The organism is Thermosipho ferrireducens (genome assembly GCF_017358165.1).
Taxonomy (GTDB): Bacteria; Thermotogota; Thermotogae; order Thermotogales; family Fervidobacteriaceae; genus Thermosipho_B; species Thermosipho_B ferrireducens.
Window position 1 is genome coordinate 935730 of sequence record NZ_CP071446.1, and the last position, 12966, is coordinate 948695.

At 30.4% G+C, this 12966-nt stretch carries 14 protein-coding genes, 1 tRNA gene and 2 CRISPR repeat arrays; of the genes, 3 read left to right on the forward strand and 12 right to left on the reverse strand.

Annotation, left to right across the window (positions count from 1 at the left end):
• Positions 1-6 precede the first annotated feature (6 nt).
• From JYK00_RS04615 to JYK00_RS04650, 8 genes are all read right to left on the reverse strand, one after another.
• Positions 7-1437 (reverse strand): SAVED domain-containing protein, encoded by a 1431-nt coding sequence (locus JYK00_RS04615; RefSeq protein ID WP_228288211.1) that lies wholly within the window; start codon positions 1435-1437, stop codon positions 7-9.
• 2 nt (positions 1438-1439) lie between these two features.
• Entirely contained in the window at positions 1440-2231 is a 792-nt protein-coding gene (locus JYK00_RS04620; RefSeq protein WP_207567512.1) for a hypothetical protein, read from the reverse strand.
• Between the two features lie 17 nt (positions 2232-2248).
• Entirely contained in the window at positions 2249-2902 is a 654-nt protein-coding gene (locus JYK00_RS04625) for a sigma-70 RNA polymerase sigma factor region 4 domain-containing protein (RefSeq protein ID WP_207567513.1), read from the reverse strand.
• Position 2903: 1 nt separating this feature from the next.
• Complete coding sequence (locus JYK00_RS04630) at positions 2904-3323, reverse strand: hypothetical protein (RefSeq protein ID WP_207567514.1); 420 nt, start codon at positions 3321-3323, stop codon at positions 2904-2906.
• A 69-nt stretch (positions 3324-3392) separates the two neighbouring features.
• The gene (gene cas2 / locus JYK00_RS04635) at positions 3393-3671 is read right to left on the reverse strand and encodes a CRISPR-associated endonuclease Cas2 (protein ID WP_207567515.1); all 279 of its coding nucleotides are present in this window, start codon (positions 3669-3671) and stop codon (positions 3393-3395) included.
• Positions 3668-4654 carry a type I-B CRISPR-associated endonuclease Cas1b gene (cas1b, locus tag JYK00_RS04640; protein ID WP_207567516.1) on the reverse strand — a complete coding sequence of 329 codons (987 nt, stop codon included), beginning with the start codon at positions 4652-4654 and terminating at the stop codon, positions 3668-3670. The genes cas2 (JYK00_RS04635) and cas1b overlap by 4 nt, the downstream gene beginning before the upstream one ends.
• 11 nt (positions 4655-4665) lie before the next feature.
• Complete coding sequence (gene cas2 / locus JYK00_RS04645) at positions 4666-4926, reverse strand: CRISPR-associated endonuclease Cas2 (protein WP_207567517.1); 261 nt, start codon at positions 4924-4926, stop codon at positions 4666-4668.
• A gap of 104 nt (positions 4927-5030) precedes the next feature.
• Positions 5031-5663 (reverse strand): hypothetical protein, encoded by a 633-nt coding sequence (locus JYK00_RS04650; protein ID WP_207567518.1) that lies wholly within the window; start codon positions 5661-5663, stop codon positions 5031-5033.
• Between the two features lie 339 nt (positions 5664-6002).
• Here JYK00_RS04650 and JYK00_RS04655 point away from each other — a divergent pair, with 339 nt between their 5' ends.
• On the forward strand, positions 6003-6266 hold the full coding sequence (locus JYK00_RS04655; protein ID WP_207567519.1) for a hypothetical protein: 264 nt from the start codon (positions 6003-6005) through the stop codon (positions 6264-6266).
• Between the two features lie 184 nt (positions 6267-6450).
• A CRISPR array of direct repeats spans positions 6451-7388; the repeat unit is 30 nt; unit sequence GTTTTCATTCCTTATAGGTAGAAGCTAAAC.
• Positions 7389-7897: 509 nt separating this feature from the next.
• Here the strand turns inward: JYK00_RS04655 and JYK00_RS04660 are convergent.
• From JYK00_RS04660 to JYK00_RS04675, 4 genes are all read right to left on the reverse strand, one after another.
• Positions 7898-8557, reverse strand: coding sequence for a macro domain-containing protein (locus JYK00_RS04660; RefSeq protein WP_207567520.1), 660 nt, complete (start codon positions 8555-8557; stop codon positions 7898-7900).
• Between the two features lies 1 nt (position 8558).
• Complete coding sequence (locus JYK00_RS04665; protein ID WP_228288222.1) at positions 8559-9317, reverse strand: DUF4433 domain-containing protein; 759 nt, start codon at positions 9315-9317, stop codon at positions 8559-8561.
• A gap of 84 nt (positions 9318-9401) precedes the next feature.
• Positions 9402-9596, reverse strand: coding sequence for a hypothetical protein (locus JYK00_RS04670; protein WP_207567522.1), 195 nt, complete (start codon positions 9594-9596; stop codon positions 9402-9404).
• 49 nt (positions 9597-9645) lie between these two features.
• Positions 9646-9834, reverse strand: coding sequence for a hypothetical protein (locus JYK00_RS04675; protein ID WP_207567523.1), 189 nt, complete (start codon positions 9832-9834; stop codon positions 9646-9648).
• Positions 9835-10246: 412 nt separating this feature from the next.
• Between JYK00_RS04675 and JYK00_RS04680 the strand changes: the two genes are divergently transcribed.
• Both JYK00_RS04680 and JYK00_RS04685 read left to right on the forward strand, forming a co-directional pair.
• Positions 10247-11407, forward strand: coding sequence for an IS110 family RNA-guided transposase (locus tag JYK00_RS04680; protein WP_207567524.1), 1161 nt, complete (start codon positions 10247-10249; stop codon positions 11405-11407).
• 293 nt (positions 11408-11700) lie between these two features.
• Positions 11701-12294: a CRISPR direct-repeat array (repeat unit 30 nt; unit sequence GTTTTCATTCCTTATAGGTAGAAGCTAAAC).
• Between the two features lie 578 nt (positions 12295-12872).
• Positions 12873-12948, forward strand: a tRNA-Thr gene (locus tag JYK00_RS04685).
• The last annotated feature ends 18 nt before the right edge of the window (positions 12949-12966 follow it).

A 12966-nucleotide genomic window follows, 5' to 3' on the forward strand; every position in this document is an offset into this window, starting at 1 on the left:
AATCAATTACCCCCTTATATCTTCAATTTTAAATGCTTCAATGTATCCCCCTTCGTTTTTATCGTATTGATATATTATTCCTTTTGAAAAATCTCCATAAGCCATACCAAATCCAAACGCAATAGGTAAAGGGCAACTCATAAAAAAATAATTTCTTGCACACTCATATTTTGATTTCACATTTTGAGTTACACTCATCATTTCAGATACTATATCTGACCAATCGTCTATCTTAATATTTCCTTTCCCATGCTGGTATTCTATAAAAACCATTTTTGCATTTAGTTTATTTTTCTCAATAAACAGCTCTGCATCTTTTCTTGGACTATGAGAAGCTAAATAAATAACAAAAGCACAATTTTTACCAGAGCCTTTTATGGAGTAATTAATTTGTTTATAATCATTTCTTATTGTTTTTATTTTCCTAATATTATCAGTCAAATCTAAAACTGGATAATATTCTGTTTGTCCATGATAAAAAACTACCGGGTTGTGTGGACCTAATGCTATTCCTAAAGCCATCGCCATTGCAACAGGACCAATCATTGCTACATGTGGAACTCCTCTTTTGGAAATAATGTCGAATAAAACTTCTTTTGCTTTTTTTAGTGAATTTTCCCACTCATCTTTTTTTATACTTTTTGACACATAGATTTTCTTTATATCAAATATCTTTTCAAAAATATTTACATATTTCAAAGGGTATTTCCTTGCCACTGCTTCTTTAAGTCTTTCGTATGAAGCTTCTATATAATCTTGATCAAGCTCTTTGAATACAAGTAAAACTGGTACATGGTATTTTTTTGCTTCAAAAAAGTCTTTTAATTCGTAAACGTCATTTATATCAAGAGCACTAATCAACTTTATCCCAGATTCTTCACATATCTTTTGCTTCAACTCAATATGGCTTACATTGCTTTTTACTTTTCCATTTTCAATAACTTCTCCAGAAAATGCTATATTATCTGGAAGTTTATTTACAAGTGCACCTATTGTCACCGCCAGCATATACGACTTACCTGAAAATTCATCATCAAATATGACTCCCAGGGTCTTATTAACTATTTTTTCTATATCCTTTATCTCCTCATAAAGCTCTGGAATATTAACATATGTTTTTGTTGTTTCAAATACAAGAGCTCTAACAATTTTTCCATTACTATTTCCAACTATAGGGAACATAACTTCGGTAAATTTATTTCTATACATATCAACCGCGATTTCTTCATCAGTCATGAGCTTTACTAAGAAATTAAGTGCAATTGCCTTATTTTTATAATTGACAAGTTTTTTAACTATTTCAAAAAAAACATATTCTTTTCCAAAAAAATCACCTGCATTTAAATAAGTTTCTACAGCTTCCTGAAAAGTTATTTGATCGCCTTTAAAAAGTTTTACAAAAGCTATTGGATCGTCTCTCATAAATTCAGAATACAACTCTAACCCTCCCTTATAATCTTGAGATTTTTTCTAATTGTTTCATTATCTAAATCTGCAATGTTCTCGACAATTATTGTTTTTGGTAGCTTTCCTTCATATAAAACTTCATCTTTGAACACTATTTTTCCTTGTTTTCCTACAAATTCATCTTCTGGATAGATCTTTAAAACTTCCCCTTCAAAAATAGCAAGGAAATTATATCCTCTAATTCCCTCAGTTGCGGCAACCAACCGTTCTTTGTTCAATCCACTTTTTAATTCTTCAGAAACAGATAAGATCACAATATTATTTTTTGTTTCCTCTTGAATTATTATTTTTTCCATTCTTTCGAAAAAGATTTCAAATAATTTACTCAATTTCTTAACTTCGATCTCAAAGAACTTCTTTCTGTAACCTGTATAAAATTCATTGTTCAGCTTTGTTGAATTTTCAATTATGTCCTTCAACTTTTCCTTTTCATTTTTAATCACTTCGCAGTGCTTTTCAGCAAAATCTTTAAATACATAAAACCTAATGTGCGTAATTGCTACTATACTTACCAGATGATCCAATTCGATTCTTTTGGCAAGAGGACTTGCCAGGAAAAGTTCTGGTGTTAAATAAATACATTCGTACATTTCACCTATTTTTTCTGCAACAATTCCATATATTGGAAAATGTGTTGTATATATAACAAATATATCTCCTATTTTTAGTGTATTACTTTTAATTTCCTTGAACTTGTAATTTTCCTCTACTTTTTCCAGATTAAATTGCTTGTATAATTCAAATTCATCTTTTAGAAAGCTCATGATAACCTCCTGATTTTTTAATTTCTTTCCATATTATCATTACGTATCTTTTCACACGTTTCTGACATAAATTTGCGTATCGCTATGGAAAACTCTATTTCCGATATTCCACTTTCTAAAACTAATTCTCTAAGTTTTTTCTTTATTCTTTCAACAATTTTATATTTCGCGCTTGCCGATTTTTCTTTAAACAATATTTCTTTAGAGTACATAGATTTATAAAAATAATAACATAAATGTTGAATATTCATCTGATTAAGTTCCTCAACAAACGCTTCTGCAATTATTTCACTTTCAGGGTTAACATTTCCTATATCATATATGAAACGTTCTTGCATGTTTTCCTCACCATCGTAAATTTCTTTATCCAATGAGTAAGTTTCACGAGATTTTCTTAAAATATCAACTATATGATTTTTTATCATTGTATATAAATACCCTTCAATTCCTTTTTCACATTTTAAGAAAAGATCTTTTTTTTCCTTTATTTTAATTAAAATATTATTTGTTATTTCATCAATTATTGAATCTTTGTTTCCATATTTCCCAAGTAAAGTTTTTAGATAATAAGGGTTAGTATGTACAATTTTGCTAACTATATTTTGAATCGTTTCTAAAAACCTTTCAGTTAAAATATTGTTATTTATATAGTTTGACAGATCTTTTTTCACTTCAATACCACCTCAACAGGAAGTCTTTTATACATTTCTTACATACCCCGCAACGTGTGAAAAATCTTTTCAAAAGTTCTTTTGGTATTAAAAATACATACCTATGATTATATTCAAACACATAAGACGGTTTTTGTTGGAACTTGCAAAATTCATCACTTGAAATATTACAATCGTTCCATATATCTACTTTAATCTTTGAATAGTTTTTGGTTGATAAAAACATAATTTTACAGTTATTGCCGGAATTTTCAACTATAACTGGCCTTTTTTCACGCTCTCCTTGTTTAGAATTCCACAGCCCATCACCGATTTTTAATTCTTTAGAAAATGATTTTAAATCTTCTATAAAGCCTATAGAGGTTTTATAGAGCTCCTTGTACTCAGGCTTAACGAAAATATCTTCGATAAGTTTCCGCATTAAAAAACCTCCAAGTTTTATAATTAATTCCGTAACATTCCTGATATATTATAACATATACGTTTCTAATTATAAAATATTACTTGAAACATTCCATTTTTCTGTCCCATCAACCTCTTTTTTTATCACATTTTTCGAATTAAAAAAATAAATGACAATATTATCTTCTTCTGGATTTATTTTCCTCTTTATTTCCCCTATCATCTTTTTTATGTTAGATTGTGTTATATATCCTTCAAAAGTAGAATTTTGCTGCCAGATAATGTACTTTTTCAAAATTTTGTGAATTTTATTCACTCTTTTTTCGTTAATATCATACACAACCAATACGTACTTAATATCTATCACTCTCCCAAACGGAATCCTTTAAATTTTTCCTCTCCTTTAAGATGCCTGATAAGTTTATAACATTCATGCAAAATTACTGTTTTAAAAGATACCTTGTTGTCATTATATAGAGTTACTTTATGCTCAAGTCTTTTTTCAAATTCTTCAACGAACTTCTTTTTCCCTTTCCCGGATAAATAAACACCGTTCTTCACTTCCTCAAAATCTTCTTTCTTTATGACATTTGAATTTATCACTTTTAATATTACTTTATCAACAATAATTGGTTTAAAAATTTCCGCTATATCAAGCTGTAATGAGAATTTTCGTTTATTTGGCTCGTGTAAAAAACTTATACTTGGTTCAAGCGAAGTTTTATATATTTCAGCTAACACAATGTTATACAAAATGGTATTTCCAAAACTTATCAATGCATTTACTTCATCTTTTGGAGGATTCTTTCTTCTTTCTTCAAATTCAAAATCTTTTTTTCCTACTATTTTTCCAATAGCTTTATAATAAGTTTTTCGAATATTTCCTTCTATAGCCATTAACGCTGCTATATTCTTTTGTCTTTCAAATGTACCTTTCAATTTTTTTACATAATTTATCTCTCGTTGTACTAATTTTTTATAGTTTTTAAGAACATACAACATATTATCCACAGCTGCTTCTAAAATAGATTTTGCAATTTCAAGTCTACGCTTTATATCCATATAATGATTAAATTGAAGAATAAGCATTTCGCCTGTTTTGTTAATTTCTCGTGGATAAAAACTTCCTAAAAAATTCCCATAGTAATTGTAAAAAAATATTGGAATACCCTCTTTTGATAACAAATCTAAAAAACGTTTATTCATGGTTACTTCAGAAAACACCATAATCGAGGAAAAACTTTTTAATGGAATAAATATAGCTTTTTCACTCTTTTTCAAAGGGATCAAGTACAAAGCACTATTTTTTCTTTTTAACTCGCCATCTGTAAAAATATATAATGTTTCCATTTGCTCCCTCCTTACACAAAATTAGAGACATTTGGTTTAAAATCTCCTATTACTTTTCTATAAGGTACAAATTCCGGGTTTAAAATGTACCAGTACACTGAATCTTCTTCTGAAATTATTTTCCTTATCTTTTCACGAAGTTCTTTATAATTTTTTTCAGTGATCATCCCTTCAAGCACAGACTTTTGCACCCATCTTAAATATTTTCTTGCAATTCTTAAAACCTTTGCTACCCTTTTAGTATTGACATCATAAATCATTATTACATACATTCTTTCTCACCTCCTACCAATAAATAAATACGAAAAAATTAAAAAATTTCTGACATAAAAAATAAAAAAATTGGGGAGATTACTCTCCCCCAAAAAGTAACTAACTAAAAAGAATAACCTAAAGTTAAGCCAACTCCCATACTTCCATCTTTAGTCTCCGCAGCTTCATCTGAATACTCAAACCTTATAGAAGTATAGTTAAAAGTAACATAGGGTTTTATGTAAAATCCTTTCGTATAATTATTAAGCCAATATGTGTAACCTGCCGTTAGATTATAAGTATTCCCAGAAATATCCACGGTATAAGTTGAATAGAAATATTCAAAACTGGCCTCTCCATTTATAATTCCATAACCTAAATAAGCAAATACATTTTCATAGTTTATTTCCACACCAAAACCAAAAATTGAATAATTCATACTAAAGTCCGAATAAGATAGAGATAGATCCATTGATGTTGTCGTATAACTTAAACCAAAATCATAAAGTATCCCACTAAAACTATCTTTATAATAAAATCCTCCTACAAAAGTTGTATCCGAGCCAGTCATATCAGCTAAGTCTTTTGAAACGCCAAAATAAACATTAGATAAAGTAACTCTTAATTCACCGATAAAATTGATACTACTAAAATCTGTAAATGGGTTAAGATTTAAAGCAACAATTTCTATAGAACTTGAAAACAAAATAACACTGGTAATTACTAATAAAGCAAACACCAAAAACTGCTTCGCCAAAATGTCACCTCCTGCTATCAGAAAATTATTTTCAGCCTCAACAAAATAAATAAAAAATTATTTTAAAAATCACCCCCTTTCAACCTAAAACATATTGATAACTTTTTACTGCCTTTTTCACAATTAACGCTTCTAATATAAACAACGAACAATAACACCTATTTCTGACAGATAACAAAATAAGGAATAAAATTTATCACCAGCAGTTTCTACTTTCAAAAGGAATATCCAGTAATTTTAAATGGTAGAATACATAAAAAGATGGTTTGTTATTTATAGGAAAATTCCAAACACAATTCAGTAATTTCTTAAAAACGAAAAAAGAAAGGAGCGAATTTTATGAAAAAACAAAATTATGAAATTCTCTGGGAAGGTAAAAATTTTATTGATGGTTATAGTGTTTTATTTACAAAAGACTCCGGTTATTACTTTTTAACAAAAAACAAAAAGACAAAACAGAAGACTATTTTGTGGAATGAAGAGCCTGAGGCAAATTTTGAAAACGAATATATAACTTTAGATATAATTAAACACGACGCTGAAGATCATCACAAAAAACTTGCTGTTAAAAATATAGATATTTTATCTGGTTCAAAGGATTAAAACTATAAAAAAGTGTTGTGAAAAAGACAGGTAAGTGTACTAACAGGTATAATAAATAGTTGAGGGAATATGTAGTTTATAAATTGAATATACTATGCAATAACATAAATCTTAGTTTTTACTTTTTGTAAATAATAAACTAAATACAAACAAACCCGCGGTTTAATCCGCGGGTTTTAATTTAGTTTTCATTCCTTATAGGTAGAAGCTAAACGAATTAATAGCTAATATTGGTCTGGATATTAGACCAAGGTTTTCATTCCTTATAGGTAGAAGCTAAACTTTTGGAAGAAAACAACATTAAATACGAAAAACTTGAGTTTTCATTCCTTATAGGTAGAAGCTAAACTGAATTTTATTAAGAGTATTGACAGCATCGAGCAGGATTATGAGTTTTCATTCCTTATAGGTAGAAGCTAAACGTATGTTGAGAACATTAATTACAGATAACGTCAAATTTGGGTTTTCATTCCTTATAGGTAGAAGCTAAACCATCAAATATGTTCTTAAAGAATTAGGGGTCACGCACAGAATAGGTTTTCATTCCTTATAGGTAGAAGCTAAACTTATTGTTGTTTTTAGAACTGGGCATGCAGAAGTAGAATGGTTTTCATTCCTTATAGGTAGAAGCTAAACTTTATGTTTAGAAAAGTAATAATTGTTGATGACAGAAATTTGTTTTCATTCCTTATAGGTAGAAGCTAAACATGTACCCTCTCACCCAATTTAGTTAAATGGGAGGAGGTGAGTTTTCATTCCTTATAGGTAGAAGCTAAACTATTATTACACCCAGCAATACGCACGTGACGTGATAGAGGTTTTCATTCCTTATAGGTAGAAGCTAAACAAACATTTGATTACTTCGAAGTAATTTTTCTCCCGTATAGGTTTTCATTCCTTATAGGTAGAAGCTAAACTTTTCTCTTCGGGGATTGAGATAGAAACAGATAATCATTTGTTTTCATTCCTTATAGGTAGAAGCTAAACGAAAACTAACAGTTACATTGACACGGGTATCAAATAAGTTTTCATTCCTTATAGGTAGAAGCTAAACTCAACATATCGCAGCAAAGCTACTCAGATTACAGCGGAGTTTTCATTCCTTATAGGTAGAAGCTAAACCCGTAAGAAATTATATAATATAAGGCTTTGCGAAAAGTTACATTCCGATTAGAAAGAAGTTAATTAAAAGTAAAGTCGTTTATTTATGCGCCTTTACGTGCGTTTTTTGTCCCGATAAAATTGGCTGTTTTTCACCATTTTTCACTCGTTTACTTAAACTTTACACTGTTAAGAAAGCGTGATTGTTTATTTATGCTGGTTTAGATATAAAATGTTAACGGATGGTGAACGAGGGTGATATGAAGATAACCTGTTAATTTTATTATTTAAGATTCCTCACCCTTCGGATTCGGAATGACATGGAGAAGGGGGAGCCTCGCCAGTTATAAGATTCCTCGTCGCTGAGCTCCTCGGAATGACAGGGATGGGTTAAATTCCTCGTCACATATGCTCCTCGGAATGACGGGGGAGGGGGATCCCTTGCCTTTTACGCTCCTTGGAATGTCAACCTTTTTTGTTATCCTGAGCGTAGCGAAGGATCTTGTTTTTTTACCAACCTTATTTATTTTTTAGAAACACTCATTAAGCAATTTAGAGTATTTTTTCTTGCCAATTCCTTCTAATTTCATCAAGTCTCTGAATCTCTCTATTTTTACACCTATTTTCTTTTCAAACAAAGTATCTTTTAAAAACAATTTATTTTCTACTTTTTTTATTGCATAATTTTCAACAGGACCACTATACAGGTCAAGTGCTATAACAATTTTTAGATTTAAAGCATGTAAATAACGTACTATTAATTCTTCAACCTTATCCCACTTGAGCTTTCCTAAACCAGCTCCTAATTTTGGAATTACAATTGTTCTTACTTTATCTTCATTTATAAATTTTAATAGTTCTTTCAAACCTTTTTCTATCCACTCATACTTTGAAGGTAATTTATAATCATCTTTAGTTGCCATGTTATATATTAATATTTTCTTTTTACTACGCTTTTCTGGAGCTAAAGAACTATAATAAGAAATATTTTGCTCTGATTTAAATATTCCGCCAGGTTTTATTTCATTTTTCTGGCATAACTTTTTATACTCTTCATTCATTTCTGGAAACCTCAAAGCAAATTCTAATGCTAAACCTTTTCCCATATACCCTTTTGTATTTATGGTATTAATTATAGCATCAGCAATATCGACATGTTCAAACACAGAATAAGGTGATAATTCAATCATGTTAGTCACTCCTCAACCATGATTCAAAAAACAAATCTTTTATGTGATAACATTTCGTTTCAACAGGTATTTTATAGGGATATCGCTTCAAAATACTTTTAACTTTACCTAAATTTGCATCTTTTACAAATATTCTTTTTACATATTTTAAAGGTACATAACCTAAGACCAAAACTTCAGATTGTATTATCTTTTTTAAATTATCATCATTTTTCCAGGAATCGCTCATTATTTTTTTTATGTTTAAATTAATCATCCTGGGATTTTCACTTATTTGCGCATCAGAAGCCGACGCATTTTTATATGAATAAAAAATATGTCTGAAATCCTCCAAAATCCTATTTGAAATTTGTAAAACAGCAAAATTTACTTTTTTTACAATATATCTATACAACATAGCATTTCGTGGATTAATATATAATCCTACAAAGTTATGGATATTATATTTCCTATATATGTACTTCTCTGCCCTTCGCTTTTGCACATTTTTATCAGATGGGTCATTTATTCTTTTTCCTTTTTTTAAAACATTGTTTCTGCATTCTATTTTACCAGATTTTATGATATTTTCCAAATTTTCAATAGGAACTATATAATACAAAAATTTAATATTTTCTATCTTTCTTATCCTCCCTTTTTTAAAAATATCAAAAATAAAGTTTAATTCTTCATACGTAAAACTTTCTGGGTAAGGGCGGAATACATACCCTAACCTTTTTAATTTTTCATTTATATAATTTATTAATTGGCTTTTCTCCATCAAATTAATTCACCTCTATTAATTTTATTGCAATAAACAAAATTCTTACAAAGCCAAAGGTAGGTCAATCAACAATAGATAGAATCATTTAAATGTAGGAAGATTCACCAGAAATTTTAAAATAACTTTAAGTTCATACTCATTAAAAAGACTTTTTATACTAAATTTCCCAACCTCATAACCTAAATACTTTGTTATTTCGCGAATAACATGACGTATTTCATCGATATCAACATCTACTAACTTTTGTTTATTCTTAATGTCCGGGTTTTTTTCCATTACAAACACCTCTCTTTATATTTTTAAATCCAATTTAACTTACTATTACTTAATAATAATAATCTTCATCTGGAACATATGGTTCAATAATGTTACAAAATTTTAAAATTATGAGCAGTTCTTCGCCTGTACAATTTTTCAAATAACCTTTGTCAACTTCTATATCCCGCGTCTTAAATAAAGCATACACAACTTTTTCTAGTATATCTTTTTCAATTTTCACAATTTTCTTTTCCATAGACTACCTACCACCTTCCTCCACCAAACATATGGTAAAAAAATTTAAAAATAATTTCTAGCTCTTCATCACTATAGTTATTTAACAAATATTCCTTTCGAATGTTTAATTTGTAATAACTTCTTAACCAGGATATTATTAAACTTAACTTAACCTCTTTAAACTCCACAAGTACTCATCCCTCCTCGTGTATAATGTTGTTGAGAAATTTGCAAATCAATCCAACTCTGAGTTATCATATAACTAAAGTAATTCAGTCCCTCCTTGCACGTAAGTGCCTGGTTTAGTCTGACTAACTTTGGTATGAAGGTTGAATTGTTACTCGGTGAATGAGCTTTGAGCTCCTACATAGTGCGAGAGTCTTTTGCCTTCATACCCAGAGTTGGATTTTATTTGAAAGGATGTGTTTTTTATGTCTTTTGTTGGTATTGATATTTCCAAAGACTTTTTTTCTTTCTTTTTTAATAACTCCTTAAAAGGCATCCTTCCAAACTCTATCGATGGTTATGAATCTCTTGTTTCTTTATTCCCAGATAAGTCTACTTCTTTTGTTCTTGAATCTACTGGTGTTTATTCCAAGAATCTTTTTGGTTTTCTTTTCTCTCATGGTTTTAAGAATCTTTTTTATGTTTCTCCATTTGATGTTTCCAAAACCAGAAAGATTCTTAATCTTCCTAAAACTGACAAACTGGATGCTATCCTTATTCAAAAAGTTGCTCTAAAGTTTCCTGAAAAACTCGTTCCTTTTCTTCCAAATGAGTCTTTTTTTATTTCTCTTAAAGAACTTACCAGGTTTAGATTTTATCTTTCTTCTCAGCTTGTTAAAGAAAAAACTTATCTTGCTAATCTTATTTCTTCTTATTTCCCCGGTCTTTCTTCTAATCTTAATTTGTCCAATACTTTACTCAATATCTTATCCGATTATTCTGCTGAGGATATTGTTAATATGTCCATTGATGAATTGTTCGATATTGTCTCTTCTCTTTCCAAAAAAAGACTTAATATTGACTTTACTAAAAAACTTAAAAGTATTATCTCTAAGGTTTATCGCTCTACTTTAAATGATTTTAATACCGCTAATTTTACTATTTCTCTAACCTTTGACAGAGTTAAACTCTTAAAAAGTCAGATTAAATCCATTGATAAACAGCTTAAGTTTTATTTTGATAGACTCAATACTACTCTCCATACTATCCCAGGTATATCTGTTGTCCTTGCTGTTTCTATTATTTCAGAGATAGTTGATATTAATCGCTTTAAATCCCATTCTAAGTTAGCCTCATACGCTGGCCTTCGCTGGGATTTAAACGATTCTGGTAAAGTGGTTAATAACCACAAGTCACTCTCTAAGAAAGGTAATAAGTATTTACGTTATTATCTCTACCAGGCAGCTTCAAGTGCTATTAGATTCGATCCTGTGCTTAGAGATTACTACAAATCCAAACGAAATGAAGGTAAAGCTCACAAAGCTGCTGTTGTACTTACTGCTAGAAAACTTGTAAGAAGTATCTACTATATGCTTAAAAACAACGTCCCTTACAAACCTTTTGAAACAACCCATGTGTCAAACTAATCTTTCAATGACCTTTTGTACCTTTTGTTACAATTTTGCCTTTTTCTCTTTTTGCTCTTGACTTATTACCGGTGACTGATAAATATTATTCTTCTTCTATAAATATACTTGCACTCTTCATTGATAGAAGCTAAACAAAAAGGGGGGCCCTCCTCACCCATAATCCGACATCTCCGCCCATTATCCCCACCCATCGTCCCCGTCACTCCCCATCCTTTACATCCTACTCCCTCATCAATTGTCATTTGTCATTCGCTTTTTTATTCCCCCCTTACCCATCCTTACAACACATCGTTTTCATTCCTTATAGGTAGAAGCTAAACAGAAAAGCCGCAAAGTACAAGGAGTGTGAGTTAACAAGAAACAAGTTTTCATTCCTTATAGGTAGAAGCTAAACACGTAAATTACCGTCAAAATTGTTAAAAGTTATAAGAAAAGTTTTCATTCCTTATAGGTAGAAGCTAAACAGAAGATTTAAGCTATCAAGACTTAAGAATAGTTGAAGATTTGTTTTCATTCCTTATAGGTAGAAGCTAAACAAAATTACCATTATCGATGATAGGAATTTTGTCCCCGGGAGTTTTCATTCCTTATAGGTAGAAGCTAAACAGGATTTGATGAAATTTGGTTTCTCCAAGATGGAAGTCTTGGTTTTCATTCCTTATAGGTAGAAGCTAAACTAATTGTGTCGGCAATAGTAAAAAACGCCTTGCAAGATCGTTTTCATTCCTTATAGGTAGAAGCTAAACTGGTTAGCGATGAAGCAATTGATGTAGAAAAAGTTGAGTTTTCATTCCTTATAGGTAGAAGCTAAACAACAGTGAAAGTTTTTTTGACAGAGATAAGCTACTCTATAAGTTTTCATTCCTTATAGGTAGAAGCTAAACCCGTAAGAAATTATATAATATAAGGCTTTGCGAAAAGTTACATTCCGATTAGAAAGAAGTTAATTAAAAGTAAAGTCGTTTATTTATGCGCCTTTACGTGTGTTTTTTGTCCCGATAAAATTGGCTGTTTTTCACCATTTTTCACTCGTTTACTTAAACTTTACAATGTTAAGAAAGCGTGATTGTTTATTTATGCTGGTTTAGATATAAAATGTTAACGGATGGTGAACGAGGGTGATATGAAGATAACCTGTTAATTTTATTATTTAAGATTCCTCACCCTTCGGGTTCGGAATGACACAGAGGAAGAATTCCTTGCCTTCTTGCTCTTTGGAATGACATTCTCTTTTTTTGTCATCCCGAGGAACGAAGTGACGAGGGATCTTGTTTTTGCCAACCCTCGCTAACTTCGCTAAACTCGCCAATCTCGCCAATCTCGCCAATCTCGCTAACCCCGTCAATTATAAGATTCCTCACCCTTCGGGTTCGGAATGACATGGGGAAGAGGTAACCTCGCTAATAATATTGACAATGTATATTGATGTTGTTAAAATAAACAATGTATTGGGATATTAGTTGCCAACGTAGCTCAATCGGTAGAGCGGCGCATTCGTAATGCGTAGGTTGAGGGTTCGAGTCCCTCCGTTGGCTCCAGTTAAAGAATTCCCCCGA

What these genes read in the sequence shown, in the direction of transcription:
- JYK00_RS04620 (WP_207567512.1), bottom strand. Translation starts at nt 2,231, where the DNA reads ATGAGCTTTCTAAAAGATGAATTTGAATTATACAAGCAATTTAATCTG.
- JYK00_RS04630 (WP_207567514.1), bottom strand. Translation starts at nt 3,323, where the DNA reads ATGCGGAAACTTATCGAAGATATTTTCGTTAAGCCTGAGTACAAGGAG.
- cas1b (WP_207567516.1), bottom strand. Translation starts at nt 4,654, where the DNA reads ATGGAAACATTATATATTTTTACAGATGGCGAGTTAAAAAGAAAAAAT.
- cas2 (WP_207567517.1), bottom strand. Translation starts at nt 4,926, where the DNA reads ATGTATGTAATAATGATTTATGATGTCAATACTAAAAGGGTAGCAAAG.
- JYK00_RS04655 (WP_207567519.1), top strand. Translation starts at nt 6,003, where the DNA reads ATGAAAAAACAAAATTATGAAATTCTCTGGGAAGGTAAAAATTTTATT.
- JYK00_RS04660 (WP_207567520.1), bottom strand. Translation starts at nt 8,557, where the DNA reads ATGATTGAATTATCACCTTATTCTGTGTTTGAACATGTCGATATTGCT.
- JYK00_RS04665 (WP_228288222.1), bottom strand. Translation starts at nt 9,317, where the DNA reads ATGGAGAAAAGCCAATTAATAAATTATATAAATGAAAAATTAAAAAGG.
- JYK00_RS04670 (WP_207567522.1), bottom strand. Translation starts at nt 9,596, where the DNA reads ATGGAAAAAAACCCGGACATTAAGAATAAACAAAAGTTAGTAGATGTT.
- JYK00_RS04675 (WP_207567523.1), bottom strand. Translation starts at nt 9,834, where the DNA reads ATGGAAAAGAAAATTGTGAAAATTGAAAAAGATATACTAGAAAAAGTT.
- JYK00_RS04680 (WP_207567524.1), top strand. Translation starts at nt 10,247, where the DNA reads ATGTCTTTTGTTGGTATTGATATTTCCAAAGACTTTTTTTCTTTCTTT.